This window comes from Chloroflexota bacterium, from assembly GCA_034717495.1.
GTDB lineage: Bacteria > Chloroflexota > Anaerolineae > JAAEKA01 > JAAEKA01 > JAYELL01.
The window spans coordinates 69,010-90,558 of sequence record JAYELL010000101.1 but is presented as its reverse complement, the minus strand read 5'-3'; the positions used below and the strand labels follow the sequence as shown (position 1 = coordinate 90,558).

The 21,549-nt window shown below is 57.5% G+C and carries 15 protein-coding genes; 1 reads left to right on the top strand and 14 read right to left on the bottom strand.

The genetic code is table 11. The features are described 5' to 3' along the window. Nucleotides 1–6: 6 nt before the first annotated feature. The 14 genes from U9R25_18175 to U9R25_18110 all read right to left on the bottom strand — a co-directional run bounded on the left by U9R25_18175 (nucleotide 7) and on the right by U9R25_18110 (nucleotide 19,739). Nucleotides 7–1,188: an aminotransferase class I/II-fold pyridoxal phosphate-dependent enzyme gene (locus tag U9R25_18175; GenBank protein MEA3337823.1), complete on the bottom strand. Its 1,182-nt coding sequence runs from the start codon at nucleotides 1,186–1,188 to the stop codon at nucleotides 7–9. Nucleotides 1,189–1,448: 260 nt separating this feature from the next. Continuing rightward, the gene (locus tag U9R25_18170) at nucleotides 1,449–4,037 is read right to left on the bottom strand and encodes a DEAD/DEAH box helicase (protein MEA3337822.1); all 2,589 of its coding nucleotides are present in this window, start codon (nucleotides 4,035–4,037) and stop codon (nucleotides 1,449–1,451) included. A gap of 489 nt (nucleotides 4,038–4,526) precedes the next feature. Beyond that, the gene (locus U9R25_18165; GenBank protein ID MEA3337821.1) at nucleotides 4,527–4,865 is read right to left on the bottom strand and encodes a type II toxin-antitoxin system PemK/MazF family toxin; all 339 of its coding nucleotides are present in this window, start codon (nucleotides 4,863–4,865) and stop codon (nucleotides 4,527–4,529) included. Further along, nucleotides 4,850–5,092 carry a ribbon-helix-helix domain-containing protein gene (locus U9R25_18160; GenBank protein ID MEA3337820.1) on the bottom strand — a complete coding sequence of 81 codons (243 nt, stop codon included), beginning with the start codon at nucleotides 5,090–5,092 and terminating at the stop codon, nucleotides 4,850–4,852. The genes U9R25_18165 and U9R25_18160 overlap by 16 nt, the downstream gene beginning before the upstream one ends. Nucleotides 5,093–5,503: 411 nt before the next feature. Continuing rightward, nucleotides 5,504–6,700, bottom strand: a complete 1,197-nt coding sequence (locus U9R25_18155; GenBank protein ID MEA3337819.1) for an ABC transporter permease — start codon at nucleotides 6,698–6,700, stop codon at nucleotides 5,504–5,506. Between the two features lie 18 nt (nucleotides 6,701–6,718). Next, nucleotides 6,719–7,735 (bottom strand): ABC transporter permease, encoded by a 1,017-nt coding sequence (locus tag U9R25_18150; GenBank protein MEA3337818.1) that lies wholly within the window; start codon nucleotides 7,733–7,735, stop codon nucleotides 6,719–6,721. 219 nt (nucleotides 7,736–7,954) lie between these two features. Then, the gene (locus U9R25_18145) at nucleotides 7,955–9,853 is read right to left on the bottom strand and encodes a peptide ABC transporter substrate-binding protein (GenBank protein ID MEA3337817.1); all 1,899 of its coding nucleotides are present in this window, start codon (nucleotides 9,851–9,853) and stop codon (nucleotides 7,955–7,957) included. Between the two features lie 236 nt (nucleotides 9,854–10,089). After that, nucleotides 10,090–11,100 carry a dipeptide ABC transporter ATP-binding protein gene (locus U9R25_18140; protein ID MEA3337816.1) on the bottom strand — a complete coding sequence of 337 codons (1,011 nt, stop codon included), beginning with the start codon at nucleotides 11,098–11,100 and terminating at the stop codon, nucleotides 10,090–10,092. Further along, nucleotides 11,090–12,082: an ABC transporter ATP-binding protein gene (locus U9R25_18135; GenBank protein ID MEA3337815.1), complete on the bottom strand. Its 993-nt coding sequence runs from the start codon at nucleotides 12,080–12,082 to the stop codon at nucleotides 11,090–11,092. Before U9R25_18135 ends, U9R25_18140 begins: the two co-directional genes overlap by 11 nt. Before the next feature lie 307 nt (nucleotides 12,083–12,389). Then, a complete protein-coding gene (locus U9R25_18130; GenBank protein MEA3337814.1) occupies nucleotides 12,390–12,959 on the bottom strand; it encodes a hypothetical protein in 570 nt (189 codons plus the stop codon). Nucleotides 12,960–12,961: 2 nt separating this feature from the next. Then, nucleotides 12,962–13,528 (bottom strand): sigma-70 family RNA polymerase sigma factor, encoded by a 567-nt coding sequence (locus U9R25_18125; protein MEA3337813.1) that lies wholly within the window; start codon nucleotides 13,526–13,528, stop codon nucleotides 12,962–12,964. Between the two features lie 387 nt (nucleotides 13,529–13,915). Further along, nucleotides 13,916–15,088 carry a glycosyltransferase family 4 protein gene (locus U9R25_18120; GenBank protein MEA3337812.1) on the bottom strand — a complete coding sequence of 391 codons (1,173 nt, stop codon included), beginning with the start codon at nucleotides 15,086–15,088 and terminating at the stop codon, nucleotides 13,916–13,918. 6 nt (nucleotides 15,089–15,094) lie between these two features. Further along, nucleotides 15,095–16,258, bottom strand: a complete 1,164-nt coding sequence (locus U9R25_18115) for a glycosyltransferase family 4 protein (protein ID MEA3337811.1) — start codon at nucleotides 16,256–16,258, stop codon at nucleotides 15,095–15,097. A 190-nt stretch (nucleotides 16,259–16,448) separates the two neighbouring features. Beyond that, nucleotides 16,449–19,739 (bottom strand): C25 family cysteine peptidase, encoded by a 3,291-nt coding sequence (locus U9R25_18110; protein MEA3337810.1) that lies wholly within the window; start codon nucleotides 19,737–19,739, stop codon nucleotides 16,449–16,451. Nucleotides 19,740–19,950: 211 nt separating this feature from the next. Here U9R25_18110 and U9R25_18105 point away from each other — a divergent pair, with 211 nt between their 5' ends. Continuing rightward, entirely contained in the window at nucleotides 19,951–21,549 is a 1,599-nt protein-coding gene (locus tag U9R25_18105; protein ID MEA3337809.1) for a fused MFS/spermidine synthase, read from the top strand.

Below are 21,549 nucleotides of genomic sequence, written 5' to 3'. Positions count from 1 at the left end.
GAGGGATCAGATCAATCCGACGGCCTTTCCGACCTGGGCATAGATGCCGAGAGCACGGTCCAGTTGGTCCCGGGTGTGAGTCGCCATATAGCTGGTCCGCAACAGAGCCCGGCCCCGGGGTACCGCCGGACTGATCACTGGGTTGACAAACAAACCTGCATCGAAAAGCTGTCGCCAAACAAAAAAACACAACTGGTCATCGCCGATGATGATTGGAACGACCGGCGTGCAGCTGTCCCCCGTATCGAAGCCAAGACGACGCAGTTCCGCGCGCATAAAGTGTGCGTTGGCATTGACCTGAGCCACCCGTTCTGGTTCATCGCGCATGATTTTCAGAGCGGCCAGGGCTGCCGCGGCATTGCTTGGAGGAATGCTGGCGCTGAAGATCATCGCCCGGCCGGTGTGTTTTATGAAGCTGATCACATCAGCTTCCCCGGCGATGAAGCCGCCCAGACTGGCAAAGGCCTTGCTGAAAGTTGACATGATCAGGTCGACCTCATCGGTCACGCCGAATTGAGCCGCCGTGCCCCTGCCGCCGCCCAGAACACCCGTCGCGTGGGCATCATCCACCATGAGACGCGCGCCATATTTTTTGACCACCGGTATCATCTCGGGCAATGGTGCTACATCACCCTCCATACTGAACAAACCATCCACAACCACCATCTTGCCCACGTCGTCCGGCAGGCCGGCAAGCACCCGTTCCAGATCAGCCACGTCGCAGTGGCGGAAACGCTTCATTTTTCCAAAGGAGAGCTGTGCCCCATCGACGATGCAGGCGTGGTCATCCTTGTCCAATATGGCATAGTCGTGGCGTCCGACCAGGGCGCTAATGGTCCCAAGGTTGGTCTGGTATCCGGTGCTGAAAACCAGCGCAGCCGGTTTACCGACCCAATCGGCCAGTTCCTCCTCCAGCTGCTCATGCAGAAGCAGGTTTCCATTGAGAAAGCGGGAGCCGGTACAACTGGTGCCATATTCGTTGATGGCGTCGATGGCTGCCTGGCGAACCACCGGATGGGTTGTCAGTCCAAGATAATTATTGGATCCGAACATCAACAACCGGCGCCCTTGATAGCGAGCCTCCGTGCCATCCTGACCGTCCAATGCAATGAAATAGGGATAGTAACCGGCGGCTTTCGCCTCCTTGACGGCTGTGAAATTGTAGGCCTTTTCGAAAATATCGGACATGGGACCTTCCTTCCAGGGTCTTCCAGGCGCAAATTAGATCGTGGTCCATTCCAGGTGAGCATTATAGATTAGCCACCATGATTTGACAAGCACTCTAATTGTGAATTGGTGAATTGGTGAATTGCTAACACCTGCGCCGGAACCCAGGTGCAGGTGTGGCAGAGGGCAGACGCGAATGGTCAATTGGTGGATTCCACTCCGCTTCGTGTACTTCGCGCTTCGCGTACTTCGCGGCACTTCGCGCCTTCGTGGTCCAGACGCTACCCACAGCAGGCATTCACCAGAGCCAGGGTCAGTGCCTTGGCGTTCAGGTCTCGCTGTGTGTCCTCGGGGATCGGCCCGACGCAGGCTGGACAACCCGCCTGGCACGGGCAGCCTCGAAGCAGGTCCCTGGCAGCCACCAGCAGAACGTCATGCAGGTCGAACAGATGCTGGCTAAAACCGATACCAGCCGGGACCTTCTCATAAACAGTGGTGGTCGGCAGCCTAGAGTCACTGTCCTGTATCTCACTGATGACACCGATGTCCCTGGGATCGCACATCAGATGCAAGGGAGCCACACTGGCCACGAGATGGGCCAGGCCACCAAGGCCAGTTCGCACTCGCTGACCTCGCTCGACTTGCTGGTGGCAGCGCCGGCAGAGGGTAGCCAGGTTCTCAAGTTGGTTGGCCTCACGGTAGTTTTCGTTCGATCCAGGCACATAGCCAAAGGCACGGAAGGGCTTTTTATGGTGCACATCATGCTGGCGATTGTTCGCTTCAGGCGTGCCGCACACCATACAGCAATAACCATCCCTGGCGCGGGCATCGTTCCGCTGTTGCGCCCAATTGGGTCCATAGTCGTTGGGATCACTTCGCCACAGGCCAGCCTCGCGCAATGGGTCCAGCAACTCGTCGGTCAGCACAATCCAGCAGGCATCGGTCTCCAATACCTGTTCCGGCAGGTCAATCTGCCCGTACCCCAGGGTCTCATGGGTACGCTTTTTGAACTTTCGAAACACAGTCGACTGGCTCACCACGTTCACCGGCCCATGGGCCCAGATCACGCCATTCTGGCTTCGCTCTTCAACTACATCCAGCACCTGCACCCGCTGATCGGAACTTGCCCGGGTGTAGAAGTCGGTATTTACCGGGGACACCCACGCCGACCCGCCATCCCAGTCCAGTTGTCTCACCTGGTAGGACTGCCCTTCATGCAGGTAGATGGCACCCTCATAGAGAAGCAGCGGCGCCGCTTCCCGCTCGAGCTCACCAATGACCTTGACCGTGTCATCGGGTGATACAACCTGGATGGCAACATTGTCAGGTGAGGCCGTTCGCAGACTGATGGCAGCCGCAGGGTAGCCCTCACCCATCCAATACCAGTCGCCGCCATGCAACTGGACCTCACCCATTTCCTCGAGATAGGTCAATACCTCCTCCGTAAACGAGACATCGCCAAAACACTGCCCGGCGCGGAAGGGAAGCTCAAAGGCCGCACACGCCATGTGGCTACTGAGAATGATGAGATTGTCCGGGTTGATCAGGGCGTGTTCCGGACTGCGATCCAGGACATACTCGGGGTGGTTGATAATGTACTGGTCCAGAGCACCGGCCGTAGCCACCAGAATCGCCAGAGAGGTATCTGTTCGGCGACCGGCGCGACCGGCCTGTTGCCACGTGCTGGCGATCGTTCCCGGAAAGCCGGTCAGTACGGCCGCATCCAGGCCACCGATATTCACTCCCAGTTCCAGCGCGTTCGTGGCAACCACCACCCGCACACTGCCGTCGCGCAGCCCTCGTTCGATCTCCCGTCGCTCATTGGGCAAGTACCCGCCCCGATAACCGCGTATCGCCTGACCGCGGGACTTCGTGGCATTCCGATATTCCGACATTCTGATATTCTGCCCCTCTGACATTCCGACATTCTGATTCCCCCTCAGATAGGTCAGTAACATCTCCACAGTCAGCCGGGCGCGGGCGAAGACAATGGTCTGCACGCCAGCCGTAACCAGACGAGCGGCGATTCCCTCCGCCTCCAGGGTGCTGGAACGACGCAGGCCCAGTTCCGGGTCCACCAGGGGCGGATTGTAGAACACCATGTGCCGTTCCCCTTTGGGAGACCCATCCTCGTCGATAAGCGTTACAGGCTCGCCGATCAGACGACGACTGAATTCAAGAGGATTGGCGATGGTCGCGGAGGCACAGAAAAACTGGGGATCGCTGCCATGAAAGTTACAGATTCTGCGCAGCCGCCGCATCACATTGGCAAAATGGCTCCCGAATACCCCGCGGTAGACATGCAACTCATCGAGCACGACGAAACGAAGATGAGCGAAGAACTCTGCCCAGCGTGGATGGTGAGGCAGGATACCCGTGTGCAGCATATCGGGATTGCTCAACAGGATGCGGGCGCTCTGCCGTATCCGGGATCGATCTCCCCTGGTCGTATCGCCATCGTAGGTAGCCGGGCAGAGCGGGTGCTGGGTGAAATGCCCATCCGCCAATCGCAACGCCGCCAACTGATCCTGCGCCAGGGCCTTGGTTGGAAAGAGATATAGGGCGCGGGCATCTGAATCCCGCAGCAGGCTGTCCAGTATTGGCAGGTTGTAGCAGAGGGTTTTGCCACTGGCGGTTGGCGTCACAACGACGAAGTTCTCGCCCCGCGCGGCAGTTTGCCAGGCCATTGCCTGGTGGAGATAGAGGTTTTCTATGCCGCTCTGCTGAAGCCAGAATCGCAGCGATGGATGCAGATTGGCCGGCAGGCTTTGGCTGCGCGCCGGTCGGGATGGCAAACACTGCCAGGTAGTGACATTGCGCAGAAAGCCTGGGTCGCGCCGCAAGTCGTCGAGGGCAACATGGATGGACATGGGTCCATTATAGGTGATAAGGCGTGAAGGGAGCAAGGAGATAAGGAAACAAGGAGACAAGGAACGAGTAGACTGCCCGTTCTGCTCGGGCCGGTCTGTGCGAAATCTCCTGCAAAGGGTTGCGCAGCGCCCCTGGGAACCGGCTCGGGGAGGGGAGCTTGAGCCTCTCCCCCTCCCAGTTTGGGAGGGGGTCGGGGGGTGGGTCAGACCCAGAGGTATTGATTCCTGGACTCCCGGCACGCCTGCTAGCTCACGCGGCGTCCGCCGACGTGCCGTGGCGTAGCGTGCTGACGTGGCGTGCTGACGTGGCGTGCTGACGTCCGGCGACGCGAATGCACGAATGCAGCTCTCCCACTTCCGCCCCATTCGTGCATTCGTGACCCCATTCGTGGACGGCCCGAGACGCCTACCTCTCGGATCGGTTGCTACCGTGCTGGCGTAGCGTGCTGCCGCCAACCATGCAACCCAGACGGTCGGGTGAAGCGGGAGTTAACCAGAGACGATTTCGTTTAATCCCTCAATAAGGAGACTGATCTCTTCGGGATCAACCTGGCCCATCCCTTTTTTCAAGCGAGAAGTTGATAGCGTCCTGACCTGGCTGATTTTGACCCACGACCGTTTAGGAAGATCCCCACTTTTTAGTTCATGAGTAAGCGGAAAACCAGCCCGTTGAGGTTGGCTGGTAATAGCCATGGCAATAACGGTGCCTGATCGTTGGTTAAACACATTGTGGCTGATGATCACCACTGGACGAACACCGGCTTGTTCCTGACCGCGGACAGGATTTAGATCAGCCCAGTAGATTTCACCCCTCAATATTCCGGCCACTCAAATAGATCTCCTGCTAAGCCCTCATCAGCCAAAGCCTGTTCGAAAGCGGGGTTCAACTTTGCCGATTCTGTAGCCAGCCTGGATCGCTCGACTTTTGTTAATCGCTCCCTGATGGCTTCTTCAACAGCACGACTTCTGCTGGGATATTTTCCTTCAGAAACCATGCGATCTAATCTTGTCAACAGGTCTCTATCAATTGTTACCGCTACTTTTTCTTTTGGCATATTATCCACCTCTGGTATGACATTTTATCATACTTTAAAAGGTGACGCAAATGGAAAAACGACGGCTGTGTATCGAAAGTAGTGAATTGGCCTCGTGCAAGCCTGCATTTTCATCGTTTCTGATGCGCCAACGATCATGCTGACTTGTCTACCTATTTACTTATCTACTTGTCTACTTATCTACTTGTCTACTTATCTACTTGTCTACTTATCTACTTGTCTACTTATCTACTTATCTACTTATCTACTTGTCTACTTATCTACTTGTCTACTTATCTACTTGTCTACCCATTTACTTATCTACTCGTCTACTTCCCACTTGCCTCCTTGCCCACTCAACAACAAACGCCCCGCTGCATGCAGGGCGTCTCTCTATTCGATGGTAACTGACTTGCCGTAACCGGCAATCGATCATTCCCGCAAGCGAGGATCAAAGGCATCCCGCAGGCCATCGCCCAGGAAGTTGAAGGCCAGGATAGTGACCGTCAAGGCGACACTGGGCAACACAATGTAATGGGGATAGGACCGCAAAGCGGGCGCACCCTCGGAGATCATGTTACCCCAGCTGGGGCGGGGCGGATTGATTCCCAGACCGATGAAGCTAAGGAAGGCCTCCAGCGCGATATAGCCTGGGATGGCCATTGTCTCATACACGATGCAGGGACCCAGCACGTTGGGCAACAGGTGCCGGAAGATGATGCGCATATCACTGGCGCCCACCATCTGCGCGGCTTCGACGAATTCCTTGTTTTTGTAGGATAAAACCTGTCCCCGCGTGATTCTGGCCATGCCAAGCCAGTTCAACAGCCCCAGGGCGATCATCAGGAAGAACATGCCCCCCATAGCGTTGTCGATAGCAACCAGGGCCGTAAAGGGACTGGCATCTGAAGTGAACGTCAGCAGGAGCAGCAATACCACGATGGCAACGGCAAATAGACCAACGCCGGCCAAAAAGGCGCTGATGCCCAGCTCGGTGCGGCGCCCTACGATGATGCTGCCACCTAACAGCACCAGGGCAGACAGCGCCAGACCCCACATAAACCAGCCTGGAAAGGTAAAATTCTCCACATTGCCTTGCTGTCTGGCAAAGGCCTTGAAAAAGACCTGTAACAATATGATAAACACCAGAAGGGGCAGCGCGTAGAGGAAGTCCACGATGCGCATCATCACGTTGTCCACGCGCGGGCTGCTATAGCCCGCCACAAGGCCGTAGAACATCCCCACTACCATACTGACCCCTGCGCCGACAATGCCTACCGCCAGAGAGACCTGGGCGCCATAGATGGTTCGGCTCAGGATGTCGCGCCCCAGATGGTCGGCGCCAAACATATATTTGGTGCCGGAGGGAGCGACTGTGCCGCCCGGGCAGATCAAGGGCATGGGCAGATAGGAGCAGGTGGAGACATCCTTCAGCACCGTACGGTCGTAGGGAAAGGGCGTCACGATGCTGGCGAAGATGGCCAGCAAAATCAGTACAATGATGAAAACGGAAGACGCTATAGCAAGCCTGTTCTTGACAAGCTGATTCCAGGCATCAGTCCAGGGGCTGCGCTCTTTACGGGCCGCGGCCAGATCCAGGGGCGAAGCAGTATCGCTAGCTGCAGTCATAGGGGTTCCTCCGGACCGTTAATCGTAGCGGATACGCGGGTCAAGCCAGGCGTAGAGGATATCGACGCTCAGGTTTGCCACAACGATAGCAATCCCAAAAATCAGTGTGGTGCCCAGGACCACCGGGTAGTCCCGGTTGCCTACGCTTTCGATAAAGTGTTTTCCCAACCCCGGAATGGCGAAGATGCGTTCGATGACGAAGGTGCCGGTTAGAACGGCCGCAAACATGGGACCGAGGATCGTTACCACCGGGATAAGGCTGTTCTTCAGGCCATGACGGACCACTACCGTCCGTTCCCGCAACCCTTTGGAACGGGCCGTGCGGATGTAGTCCTCACGGATTACCTGCAACAGGCTGGCCCGGGTCAGACGGGCAATAGAACCGGAGAGAGCGGTACCCAGGGCCACAACTGGCAGCACAGCATGTGTCCAGAACTCCGAGGTCATCGGCGGAAGAACGAACAGGAAGAAGGGGGGACGGGCGCCCCAGCGGGCCGCCGGGAACCAACCCAGCTGCAGGGCAAAGACCCAGATCAACAGCGGCGCCAGCACAATGTTGTTGATGGACACCCCCAGAATGGCGATGGTGCTGGCCGTGTAATCCCATACCGTGTTCTGTTTCAAGGCTGAGATAATGCCGGCTGGAAGCCCGATAAACAACCCCAGCATAACGGCCAGAAATCCCAACTGGGCCGAAACCGGCAAGGCCTGGCCGATGATGTCGTTCACCGTCTGGCTGCGGTAGCGCAGGGAAGGCCCCAGGTCGCCCCGAATCAAGCCTTTGCCCGAGTTATTCTCTTTCCCGGGCCGGCAGATGTCATCCCCCAGCAGATAGGAACAGAACTGTTGCCAGGTCGGGTCGCTGAGATGGTATTTGGCCTCCAGGTTGGCCACCACCGAGGGGGGCAGGCTCCTGTCTCCCTCGAAGTCGAAGGGTCCGCCCGGCAGCGCCCGTACCAGAGCGAAGGTCACCAAGGCAACCGCCAGCAACACGGGGATCGCGAAGAGAATCCGGCGAATGATGTATTGGGTCATGACGTTTCTCCACTAGATTCTAATTGTCAATTATCAGTGGTCGAGTAGCGTACGGCCGTAGCGGCTGGATAGGTCTCACGACATACACAATCGCCGCAGTCGCCAGGTTCAACGGTTTTTGCAGGCAGTCCCCCTTTGATAGCAAGGAGGACTGCCTTAAGGCCTTTCTCAATCTATCCTGATGCAATCAGGCAGGTCAAGATGGCAATCTGCTTCGGCCTACATGCCGGTAGCAGCCTTTTTGGCGTCATAGTCCAATTCCCAAGTATACCAGCGATTGCCACCCAGTTGATCGAAGGTGCGCTCCAGGTAGGGCTTGGTCACGTTGACTACGGTGTAGTAGTAGATGGGAGCATAGGCGGCAGCACCCTCGGAGAGGATCTTTTCAGCCTGCTTGTACAGGGCGGCTCGCTCTGCCGGATCGACACTCTGCTGGGCAGCCACCGTCAGCTCGTTGAAGCTGAGGCCATCCTCAGACAGGGCTGCATTGGCGCTCTCGTCCCAGCGCAGGCGGTTGGCGCCCGCATCGGAGTTGAACACCTCGTGCACCCAGTTATTCTGGTCCGGATAGTCGGCGCACCAGCCGAGGCGCCAGACGTGGGAGACCTCTTCCACCGGCGTCGCGTTGCCGATGGTGGTCAGGTAAACTCGCCACTCCTGGTTCTCGATGCTCACGTCGATTCCCAATGCGTCCTTCCACATGGCCTGAATGGCCTGGGCGATGGAGGCATGCCCCTCGGAGGTGTTGTGCATGATGGAGATGGTGGGGAAACCCTCGCCGTCGGGGTAACCGGCCTCAGCCAGCCATGCCTTGGCCTGTTCCAGGGCCTTCTCGTAGCCCCAGCCACCCTGCTCCTCGGACAGCGCCCACGGGGCAATGTCCGTGTCCTCGGCAGCATTGCCAAAGATCATAGCGGGGGCGAAGGTATTGGCAGGGATCTGGCCACCCTTGGTCACAGCCTCGACCAGCGTCTTGCGGTCGATGGCAGCGGAGAGGGCCTTGCGCACCAGCACGTCGTCCATCGGGGGCTTGGTGTTGGTGAAGCCGTAGTAGTAGGTGCAGGCGTCAGGAGCATTCGTGAACTCTTGACTCAGGACCGGATCAGCCTTGACGCGATCCACGTCGGGCAACGGCACGCCGACGGTGTCCATCTCGCCAGCCTCGTACATCGCGAAGGCGGTGGAGGCCTCCTGGATCATGAACATCTCGATGCGGTCGATGTTGCCGGCTTCGTCCCAGCCATACCAGGTGGGGTTCTTTTCCAGCGTCATGCTGTCACTGTGGAACCACTCATCGAGCACGTAGGGACCGTTGGTAACGATATTGCCCGCCTCGGTCCACTTCTCACCGAATTCCTCGATGGTGGCCTGGGGCATGGGGCGGTTGACCCACATACCGGCGATGGCCGGGAAGTAGGGCGCGGGGGCATTGATGGTGAACTTGACGGTGTAGTCGTCCACGGCCTCGACGCCAACGCCATCAGCCAACGCCTGAACCTCTTCCTCGCTCAGGGCCGTGGTGTCAGCCGTGTTCCATTCCTCACAGCCGGCGATGATGTAGTTCACGTAGGAGTAGGTGGAAGCGGTGTCGGGATCGCAGGTGCGATTCACGCCGTAGACGACGTCGTTGGCGGTGACCGGGCCAATCTCGGTGATGCCGGTGCTGGGCTTGTAGTTGACCCATACCGCGTCGTCGCGCATGTTGAAGGTGTACTCGAGCAGGTCGTCGGAGACGCTCCACTCGGTGGCCAGCTCAGGCACCACGTTGCCGGACGAGTCGAAGCCGGTCAAGCCCAGGAACAGGTTCTCATCCACGTCCACCGAGGTGGTGTCGGAAGCCAGGGCAGGATCCAGGGTCGGCGGTTCCGTGCCCAGGTTCCAGTGCATGGTGGTCTTTTCCATGCCGGCGTCAGGGATCGGGGTAACCTCGACAATCTTTTCCTCGGTGACAACCTTTTCCTCGGTTACGATGACGGTCTCGACAACCTTGACCTCTTCTGTGACCACCACCGTCTCCTTGACGGTGACGACCTCAGGGGTAGGGGTCGGGCATGCGGTCAATACGATACTGGAAATTATCAGGACCGCTATCAGAACGGCCCACTTCTTGCTAAGCATGTGTATTTCTCCTCCTGAAGAGTAGTTTTTCGAATTTGAAACTGTTCGAAACGAGCCTGCCAGGCTCAGAACAGCCCACATAAGGAGAGATCTCAACTGCCAGCGCAGTTAGTCTATGATCTCAGGGTTTTGAGCGTCAATCACCTCCTTTCAACGTTTCCCGACATTGGGGCCTCAACACGTTTTCATTCGTCCATCTGTGCCTTGGCCGTGGCCGTCAGAGTATTCAGAACAGATCAATGATCTTCATAGAGCCAGCAGGCCGTATAATGGCCGTTGCCGTAGTCCTTGAAGATGGGGTCCTGTTCTCGACAGATATCCATGACACGAGAACAGCGCGTCGAAAAATTACAGCCCTGCGGCGGATTGACCGGGCTGGGCACATCCCCTTCCAGGATAATGCGCTGCCGTTGAGCCTCGATCACCGGGTCGGGAATCGGCACCGCCGACAACAGCGCCTGGGTATAGGGATGCATCGGGTTGTCATATAGTTCAGTACGATCGGTAAGCTCCACGATCTTGCCCAGATACATCACGGCGATCCGGTCGGAGATATGGCGCACCACGGAAAGGTCGTGGGCAATGAACAGGTAGGTCAGGCCATACTCTTCCTGGAGATCCTCCAGCAGGTTGATCACCTGGGCCTGAATTGACACGTCCAGGGCTGAAATCGGCTCGTCACAGACGATGAACTCGGGATTGACGGCCAGGGCCCTGGCCACGCCAATGCGCTGGCGCTGGCCACCGGAGAACTCGTGGGGATAGCGATTGACGAAATAGGGGTTCAGCCCGACGATACGCAATAATTCCTGAACCCGTTCCCGCCGTTCCTTGCCCTTGACGATATTATGAACCTCCAACGGCTCGCCGACGATATTGCCCACCGTCATGCGAGGGTTCAAGGAGGCATAGGGGTCCTGGAAGATCATCTGCATGCGCCGCCGCTGCTGCCGCAGGTCCTCCCCCTTCATCACCGTCAGGTCCTGATCGTCGAAGTATACCTTGCCACCGGTTGGCCGGTAGAGTTGCAGGATGGCACGCCCTGTGGTGGATTTCCCACAGCCTGATTCGCCCACGAGCCCCAGGGTCTCACCCTGTCGGATGTAAAAATTAAGCCCATCCACCGCCTTGACATGGCCAATGGTTCGTTGAAAAACGATCCCCGATGTAATGGGGAAGTGCATTTTCAGATCTTCGACACGGAGAAGAACTCCGTTATCGCCGTTCTTTCCATTATTATCGGCCATTTGGCGACTCCCTCTTCACATCCACCCAACAAGCCACCTTATGATTGCGGTCAACCGTCTCCAGCGGCGGGTTGTCGTCCCTGCAACGATCGAGACGGTAGTCGCAGCGAGCATAGAAGGGGCATCCCTTGGGCAGGTCGATCAAATCGGGCGGCAGGCCGTCGATCGACTCAAGCTTCTCCGGTCGATCCGCATCCAGACGGGGCAGGGAGCCCAGAAGGCCGATCGTATAGGGGTGCCGGGGATCACCGTACAGGGCGTTCACGTCCGCCTCTTCCACGATGAAGCCAGCGTACATGACAAGCATCCGTTCGGCCAGACCTGCCACAACGCCCAGATCGTGGGTGATCCAGATAACGGCCATGCCGATATCTTCCTTCAGCTTTTTGACCAAATCCACGATCTGCGCCTGGATTGTCACGTCCAGCGCGGTTGTCGGCTCATCGGCAATCAGCAACTGCGGATTGCACGACAGACCCATCGCGATCATGACACGCTGGCGCATGCCACCCGAAAACTGGTGAGGGTAGTCATCAAGCCGATTTTCCGCTCCAGGAATACCTACCAGTTCCAGGAGTTCGGCGGAGCGCTTTCGTGCCTGCTGGCGATCCATCCCCAGGTGCAGCTGCAACGATTCCGAAATTTGACGCCCGATCGTCAACACCGGGTTGAGTGAGGTCATGGGATCCTGGAAGATCATGGCAATGCGGTTGCCGCGAACCTGCCGGATCTCGTCATCGTCCAGCTGCAACAGATCACGGCCATCAAACCAGACTTCGCCTCCCACGACACGGCCGGGCGGGGAAGGAATGAGCTTGATAAGAGACATGACTCCAACGCTCTTGCCGCAGCCACTTTCGCCGACGATGGCCAGGGTCTCGCCCTCATCCAGCGTATAAGAGATCCCATTGACCGCGTTGACAACACCGTCCTGAGTGAAGAACTGGGTGCGCAGATCCTTCACTTCCAACAAAGTTCCCATGCAGGCCTCCTGAGCGGAATCACGAGTCTCATTCTGTTGCTTGGGTGGGGTATTGAGGCAAGCATCGACAACATATCGTCGACGCGCCACGAAGACTGGCAGCAAGGATGTGCGAGACACTCATGCATTAAAGAAGTTAGGCTATGCGAATACTGCTTCAGTAGTGAGATAATGAATAGGATTTCCCGCCGACAACTTGTACAATCGGACAAGCGCTCGACCCAGCTATTCGAAGGTTTTGACACAGGAAAACCCTGCAATAACAGATGATTATACTATCACAGACACAATGGCTTGTCAAACATACCTATTGTGCAAGACCTCTATCCTCAACCACCATTTCTATGGGCGCTACGGCCGCACCGTGCCGCTTGGCAAGCAAAGGATCCAATTCCGGATAATTGGCCTGAGTCGGCGCCCTTGCCTCAGGCGATTCTTGCGGCTCCTGAATGCGCAGCAATACACCCGTGCTGAGCATATCAGCGCCCGACCCGGTGGTCAACACCCGGGAGGATTCTGCTATCTCAGGCACGGCCGTGACATCCACAGAGGGTGCCACACTGGTCGGCGTGATTTCCCGGCCGGTAGCAAACTGATAGGTTTGGACCCAAAGGTTGGGGCCAATGCTGAATCCCAACAGGAGCAACACGATAGCCGCTGTCAATCCCTGGACCAACGGGGCCACGACCCGGTTCAATTCAAAGGCCGGGGGCCGTCGCCGCACCGGTGACGGCCCCGCAGCAACCTGGGATGAGATGCTTTCCCAAATGCGGTCAGGTGGCTTCGCACCCGATGCGCGGGCTTGAAGCTCAACCCGTATCAGGTCGTCAAGTATCTCTTCACCGGCGTGCGCTTGAGACGTTTTTCGCTCACCCATGCTCATAGCATTACCCCGGACAAAACGTCGGCCTGTCCCGCCAGTTGAACGCGCAGCTTGTTGCGAGCATAATGCAATCGCGACTTCACGGTTCCTACGGGACAATCCAGAATATAGGCAATTTCCTCCAGATTGAATTCACCGAGATAAAACAGGGTCACCACGACCCGTTGATTGAAGCTCAGCGTATCGATGGCCGCCTGTACCCTGTCGCGGACTTCGGCATCTTCGACGAATCGATCGGGCGAGTCCACGATGCCGGCCTTCAGGGTTTCGATTATCCCTTCCAGAGACCCTGCGCGCCGTTTTCGTTTAGCCACAAGGTTGTAAGCAAGGTTCACCGTCACCCGATGAAGCCAGGGTGAGATGGGCACCGAGCCATCCAGGCGATCGATATTGGCATGCACGCGCAGGAAACAATCCTGGAGGATATCTTCAGCAGCGCCAGGATCACTGGTGACAGCGAGCGCAGTCCGATAAACCTGACCCTTGTACTTATTATACAGAGTCTCGAAGGCTCGCAAATCGCCGTTTCGTACCTGCTGGATCAGTTGGCCATCTTCATGCAAGGCCATTCTCCAATCACAGAACGCATTCGAGCAATTACAGGTCCTTTTCTTATACAGTTCACAACACGAAAAGGTTCAAAAAACTGGCAGATTAACCACAAATTGAATGAAGGGAAAAATGATTGCGGAAAATCCGTAGCGAAAGTCCAGGTCAGGCGCATACGGGAAAACGCGTTGTGAAGATTATAACACGAACGTCCTGCCGCCAGCAAGTAGGGGCGGGGCTTGTCCCTGCCCATGTGTGTCCCCGCCCATGTGTCCCCGCCCATGTGTCCCTGCCCATGTGTCCCTGCCCATGTGTCCCTTGCCCATGTGTCCCTGCCCATGTGTGTTCCTGCCCATGTGTGTCCCCGCCCATATGTCCCTGCCCGTGTGTCCTCCCACCGATCACCACGTGGCCGCCAGGTGGGACAACAACCGCACGTAGGCTTCACCAACCCGACCGCGCCGATAGCGACTTTCGGCAACCTCGCGTCCCCGCATGCCCATGGCTGCCGCCCGCTCGGGATCATTCAACAATTCCTCCAGTCGAAGCGCCATGGACGCGGCATCTCCGGCAGACGTTGTAAAGCCGGTTTCACCCTGCGCCACGATCTCGGCAACGCCACCCACCTCGCTGGCCACAACAGGCCTGCGGGCCGCCATGGCTTCCATCAACACAGCGGGAGAGGTCTCCTGCCGGCTACTCATCACCGTGATCGCATTCGCCGTGTAAGCAAGCGCCAACTCAGGTTGATTGAGCGATCCAATGAATTGAACACTATCTTCCAACCCGTTGTCCCGGATAAACCGGTCCACTTTGATCTTGAAATCCCCCGATGGTTGCCGGCCTGCAATCCGCAAGCGAACACCTGGCACTCTGAGTCGCAACATGGAGAGTGCCCGCAACAGGGTCAAGGGATCCTTGCGTTCACTCATGCCTCCAACCATCAACAGCGCATGGGGATCCGGATCCCGGACGGGTACATCAAAAAAGACGTCGCCAATCGGAACGTCGATGCGGTGAAATTGGGCCCGGGTCCGCCGGCGATATTGCGCCATCGCGTAGTTATTGATCGCCACGATGTGCCGCGCCTTGCGCACCATGATCCAATCCTGCCAGATGGTCAACCCCAGATCAAGGCGACGTTTCCAGTCGGAGTAGGAGCGAAACTCCTGGCGAGGGATACCGTGAATCGTGACTGCCGCTGGATAGCCGCTGCGCAAGGCTGCCAAACCGTACTCAGATTCGTGGGCCGTAATAGCATCGGGGCGAACTGCATCAAGCTCCCTCTGCAGGAGAGGTACGGCAGCGACTCGGCGCAAGGGAAGGCGACTCCGACGGGGAATCTCGATGGAGTGGATAAATAATGGTGATCTGCCGGTCACGCGTACGGCTGGATCCTGCGATCCGCCTACCGGCAGGTATCGAATGACATGAACCTGCGCGCCGGCCGACACCAAACCCGCTGCCAGGTTGCGGCCTACCGCCCAGACGCCACCCGCAGGGGCATCCGCATCATCGGGATAATGGCACAGGAGGGCAACACGCAAAGGTGTCCGGCTGTCCCTTGTAGCCATGACCTGCTAATGATTCCCGGAGCCTTGCCGCTCCATCATGGTCTCGTAGACAGCTCGCGTGCGCCGGGCGACCACTTCAGGGTGAAAACGATTCAACGCCTGCTCCCGGGCGACCTTGCCCAAAGTCGCCCGCAACGTAGCGTCCGTCAGCACCCGACGAAACGCGGCAACCTGCGCGTCCACATCTGCGGGATCAACCAAAATCCCTGCCTGGCCATCGACCAGCAGATAACGAACACCGCCCACATCGCTGGCGATAACAGCCTTGCCGGCGGACATAGCCTGTTCAATGGAGACCGGCGCCGTTTCCTGCCACGATACCAACACCAGGCAACCACACTTGCTGTATTCCTCCTGGATGGCATCCTGTTCAAGCCAGCCAAGAAAGGAAACAGCATTCTGCAGGCCATGGGTCTGCACAAACTGCCGGCATGTCTCAGCATACTCTGGCTGCGACCGCGTTTCACCGGCCAAACGAAGGCGTGCCTGCGGAAATTCGGCATGCACCTGAGCAAAGGCCTGCAACAGTGTCAGGATGTTTTTCCGGTGAATGATGCGTGCTGCGCAGAGGATCGTCGCAGGTTCCGTGCGATCGGGCAGGTGAAAAAAGAGATCTGCAACCGGGTTTTCGACCAGATGCATTTGGGCCGGGGTGAAGGGCTGGTAGAAGTCCTGTACATAGGGGCTGATAGCGATGACGTCCTGCGCCCTGCCCAGGCAGTGTCGCTCATAGCGCTCCTCATACGCCCAGCTGAGCCGTTCCCTCCAATTCATGCCGTACTCGCGACTGAGCTCCGCCTCCCGCTGGATCACGCCATGCACGGTGATCACCGCCGGATAACCGCTGGCGAGGGCCGCATCGGCATATGTCCCTGCATCGTGAGCATGAACGACATCAGGGGCAATAGCCTTCAGCGCCTGCTCCAGCGCGCGGGCATTTAGCCGAAGCATGGTCCAGCGAGGTAGCCGGCGTGGCCGGATCGAATGGACCCATATGCCATCCCGCTCAAAAAACGCATCTTCCGGCACCTGGCTGGAAAGCGTAACGACATGGACTTCCACGTCCGCCATTTGTTGTAGTCCACTGGCCAGCTGTGACACCACAGCGTCTGGTCCACCAGCTACGCGACGGCCGTTTACCGGGTACCTGCCGAGAATTGCAACCTTCACCTTATTCCCTCTGACCGCCGTCCTCTGGAAGCGGTCTGCCGTCCGTCGTCTGCGGTCTTCTGGAATCTGACCGCCGTGTCACCGTGTCACCGTGTCGCCGTGTCACCGTGTCTCCGTGTCTCCGTGTCGCCGTGTCGCCGTGTCGCCGTGTCACCGTGTCGCCGTGTCTCCGTGTCCCCGTGTCGCCGTGTCACCGTGTCACCGTGTCGCCGTCCTCTGGAAGCGGTCTGCCGTCCGTCGTCTGCGGTCTTCTGAAAGTCGTCTGCGGTCTTCTGAAAGTCGTCTGCGGTCTTCTGAAAGTCGTCTGCGGTCTTCTGAAAGTCGTCTGCCAGAGAGCACTGATGGCAGCCATATCCTCCACAGTGATCCGGCCATCCCTCACCAGATCGGCTCGGGGATTGAATCCAGGTTGCCATGCGGTGCTGTTCCAAACTGCGGCTACCCTTTGCACGTCGACGATATCGATATCGCCATCGCAATCCAGATCTCCCTCGATGCAGCTCTCGGGGCTGATCAAATAGAGCAAGGGATCGCCGGATAGATTGTGCCCTACTGCCGTGAATTCTCCTTCATTGCCTGGAAATTGGACGTATGTTTTGGCCCTCGCCACAGCCGACGCGGGTCCCGGTTGAGTGATACCATCGTTCATCACAGCCCGGAGGAAATATTTCGAAACCGCTGTCTGAGGAGTCAAAGTATCAAAGGTTGTGCCCGCGAAACCACCCACGGTGCCTTTATCCTCGGTGCGTAACATCGTTTCGTCCAGGCCGTCCCAGCGCGCATCGGCGAAGTAACCGTTGGTGCAGGAGGAAATCAGCATGAACGGCAATGCGTCACCGTTGCTCAACTGGCTGACATAGCCTTTGCGGAATATCGCTTCAACGGCCCAGGTACCAATACTACCGTGCCCAGAAAAATGCAGGAATGCATGTCCCTCGCTAATGCCTTCCTGGATGGCCGTGCGAATGGTGGGAACGTCGGTGTAGATCCAGGAATCACCCGTGCAGGTATTCACAGCGGGATCGCAGAAGTAAGCGCGATCAACCTGGAACTCCGGGGCAAGCTCGGCCAGGGTTTCCTCGCTCGCCAGATGGAACTGTGTGCCATGAAGCGGGTTTTCGCTATCAGGGTTGTCGGCCACCCAGAAGGTGCTCAACGCCCGACCGGCAGGAAAACTCGAGGGATAGTTGAGGATCTTGTCGACGACCACGTTGGCTTGCGCAGGGTTATTGACAGGCAAACGGCTAATCAGCATCTCACCGAGCACGTCATCCCCCTCCAACCAGACATAGGCATTGTCCGAAGGTGTTGCCCCACCCCAGAAGTCGAAACCACCCATGTACGGCGGAATGAGATTGGCGTGCCCATAGCTGGCAAACTGATACCCGCGAAAATCGACAGTGCCATCGCCGATCAGCAGAGCTGCGGCCGGGGGCGGCCATTGATAGTTGTCGTAGGCATAGCCCAGAAAATCCCGAATCGCTTCGGCAGACACCGAGCCATCGCTGAAGATATCGTAGATAGCCTGTACATCGATCAAGGCCACTGAAAGCCCTGATGCCGAATGTTGATCCGCCAGCGGTTGGGCAGAGCCAATCAAATCACCATGGGAAATCATCAGATAATCAACCTGTTGATCAGGATTCAATAGCCCGGCATCGCTGTATACCTGGATGTCGCCAGGTGAACGGATTTCCGCCGGCGGCACCACCAGGAAACGATCCTCGGCCGCCGATGTCACCTGCCAACTCAGTGTGAAACCGCTGTCTGCAGGAACAGCCTGGGCTCCCAGTATCTTCTGTGGCTGGTCTGCCGATGCAAGGTTGAGAATCCATGGGGCGGACTCCGGAACGTCCGTCAGTTGATAGAGCCAGGTACCAGGAGTCGGATTGCCGAAAGGGCTTCCTGGCAGATAACGCCCATCGTAGGGATAGGTCAGTTTGACCCAATCCAGCCAAACGGTATATTCCCAGGCCGGGAAACCGAGAATACGAGGAGCCAGCCAGAGATCGTTGCTGCCGTCGGTCAGTGATCCGACCGGAATGGCATGGGTGCCGGTGAGCACTTTTGTGCTACTCCATGCCATGCTTCCCGCATCCTGGCCATTGACCTCGAAATCGACTATGTAATTGCCCGCGTCTCTCCTGTCCCCTGCCATCCATACGGACAGGGTGGCACTCAACGGGGAACTGGTGTCTACAGCCAGGTTATCCATCGAGATAGTTTTGCTTATCTCAACGTGCTGCCAATACCAATGGTCGTACACCATGGGCTCCAGCCAGCCGATGAAGGGCCGCTGCTGTTTGTAGAGTGTGTTATCCTCGACGTGCAGGGTTGTCAAGAGCGTATTGGCTGGCGCGGCCGATTGTGGGGTGCCAGAGACCTCGAGCATTCGATGGCCAGCTTGCCCGTCCCACGTGAGCCAATAGACGTTGTCATCGCTACTCAGCTTTTCCCTGTTGCGCCCTCCGTAGAATAGGATTTCGTCAACAGGGTCAAAGCTGGCATCACCTTGCCCCAGCACGCTGATATCCTGCTCGAGGCTATCATCATACAGCCGAAATGTCTGCGGGTTCAGCGAGTCGAGTGTCAAGTTGGATATGCCCGCATCTACGAGGTCTCCATAGGTGACGCGGTACAAACCATCGCTGTCCACCATGATTTTCACCCATGGCCCACCGGCGCCGGAGCCTCGATGGATTCCCGGCACCGAAATCGGAGATACAGTCTGGCTTCGCCATTGCAAGGCTTGATCAAAGTTGGCAAATGTGGCTGCGAGAATCGGATCGAACAGGGGATCCGCCGCGGGCTCGTCAATCTCGAATGGCTGAGGCATCGAGAATGAAAGCCGAACCGTGAGCGTCGACAAAGCCCGCACCTTCCCCTCAACGGGATTGAATTGAAAGGGCCGCAGGGCCAAACCTGCATAACGAAAACCACGCCAGTGGCCTTCCCGTGTTATCTCGGCGCTCTTTTGTGGCGTCCACCTCGACTGGTTGTAGATGGCCGGGTCCAGGTCCCAGGTAGCTTTCAGAGATTGCTCTTCCTGGTCACCTGCAGCGTCAAGGCCATATTGTGCGGCTGATTGCAGGTGAAAGGTACCCGCCACCTCCTGCCATTGTGCATCGAGCACCTCCAGCGCGATATTGCCCGTGGCAGGTACCGCCAGAAGGAGATTGCGTTCTGGAATCTGCGGAGCGCCTGGCGTGTTTGACTGGACCCAATCCTCGCTGGCCACGACGATCTGATGGAAGGTTTCGCCTTCTCTTTGGATCTCGGTAATGTGATAGTCGGGCAGTCTCAATTCCAGGGTAATACCGTTGGAATCATGGTATAATCGAAGGGGATCAGTGCCATTCGAGATAAGCGCTGAAGAGGGATCACCCTTGAACGTATTTGCAGCGACACGGCTTGCACCGGTCATCGATTCAGAGAGCAGCAAGCCCAGAACGATAAGGATTAACACTACGCGTTTGAACATGTACAAACACCTCGATATTGGATTTCCACCCCATTATCACAGCAACTTGCCTGGCGTTAAACGCAGAGGCAAGCAGCCTATTCTACTCTCGCATGGCGTGAAAGTCAATCGCCAGCGGAAAGCAACCAGCTTTGACGCACCCGATCATGTGTGCTAAACTTCGCGCAGGACCCACCGTTTCAACCCGAAGCCCATCGTTCTATTCAACGCCATGTCCTCTGTGTCCTCGATCTCCATTCGCCATCCAGGCTATCTGAACCTGCTGGTCTTCGTGGCCGGCCTGGTGACATTGGGACTGGAACTCACCGCGGCCCGGTTACTGGATCCCTGGTTTGGCAATTCGATCCTCGTTTGGACTGCGCTGATAGGCCTGATACTGGCCAGTCTCAGCGTCGGGTATTGGATTGGAGGCAAACTGGCCGACCGGCGCCCCAGTGCCACGCTGCTGTACACCATCTGTCTGGTTGCTGCCCTCCTGGTAGCATTGGTGCCAGTGGCATCCCGCCCCATCCTGCAGCGAGCAGCCCTCAGCAGCCTGAACCTGGAGAACGTGAGCGCAGGCTTGCTCCTGGCAGCAGCGGTATCGATCTTCCTGCTCTTCAGCTTTCCAACCCTGTTGCTGGGTATCGTCTCTCCCTTCGCTGCCCGCCTGGCGGTATCCGATGTGGAGACCAGCGGACAGACAGTGGGGCGTCTCTATGCACTCAGTTCCGTGGGTAGCTTGACCGGCACTTTTTTGCCCGTCCTGGTGTTGATCCCGTCCATCGGTACCCGGCTGACCTTTATTCTTTTGGCAGGACTCCTGGCAGCGGTCGCCTTGATCGGGCTGTTTCTGGAAAAAGGACGCCGCGCTGCACCCTTCTTTCTGGCCCTGCCGCTTCTGATCCTGTTGACATGGTTAAGTAGCCAGGGCGCAGTCAAACCATCGAAGGGCCTGGTGCACGAAGGGGAGTCCCTGTACAACTATTATCAGGTTCTGCAGAAGGGATCGGAAACCTGGCTCAAGCTGAATGAAGGAATCGGCCTTCACTCTGTCTACCACCCCCAATCGGCTCTGAGCAATGGTATCTGGGATTATTTTCTCGTGGCACCCCTGTTTGCTCAACGCGAGGCAAATCCGCAACCCGCTGACACAGCTTCGGTGACAAGTATGTACCTGGTTGGACTGGCAGGTGGCACCGCGGCTCAGCTGTATAGCAAAGTGTATGGACCGATCCCCATCGACGGTGTTGAGTTGGATCCTGACATCGTCCAGGCCGCCTACGACTACTTTCACCTGGGCGACTACCCAAACATTGATGCTGTTGCCGCAGATGGAAGAACATGGCTCATGGCCCAGCCGCCCGACAAACGCTATTCGGTCATCGCAGTGGACGCGTATCGCCCCCCATACATCCCCTTCCAGCTGGCTACGGTGGAATTCTTCAGGTTAGCGCGGGAACACCTGGAAGAGGACGGTGTCATCGCAGTAAATGCCGCTCGCAGCCAGGACGACTACAGGCTGGTCAATGCGCTGGCATCGACTATGGGCCAGGTATTCCCTTCGGTGTATGTGATTGACGAGTCGACCGAGGGCTTTGCCCTGGGCAACTCGTTGTTGGTAGCAACGGTACAGCCAACAACGCTGTCCGACTTCCAGGCCAACGCGGCCGCCATCGATCCATCAGCACAGCCTCTTCTGGCAGAGATGATTCGTCGCTCCGCCACCACAGCCAGACCTGCCAACACCGATGGTCCGGTCCTGACCGACGACAGGGCCCCCATCGAGCAGATCATCCACAGCATCATGCTGCGATACCTGTTTGAGTAA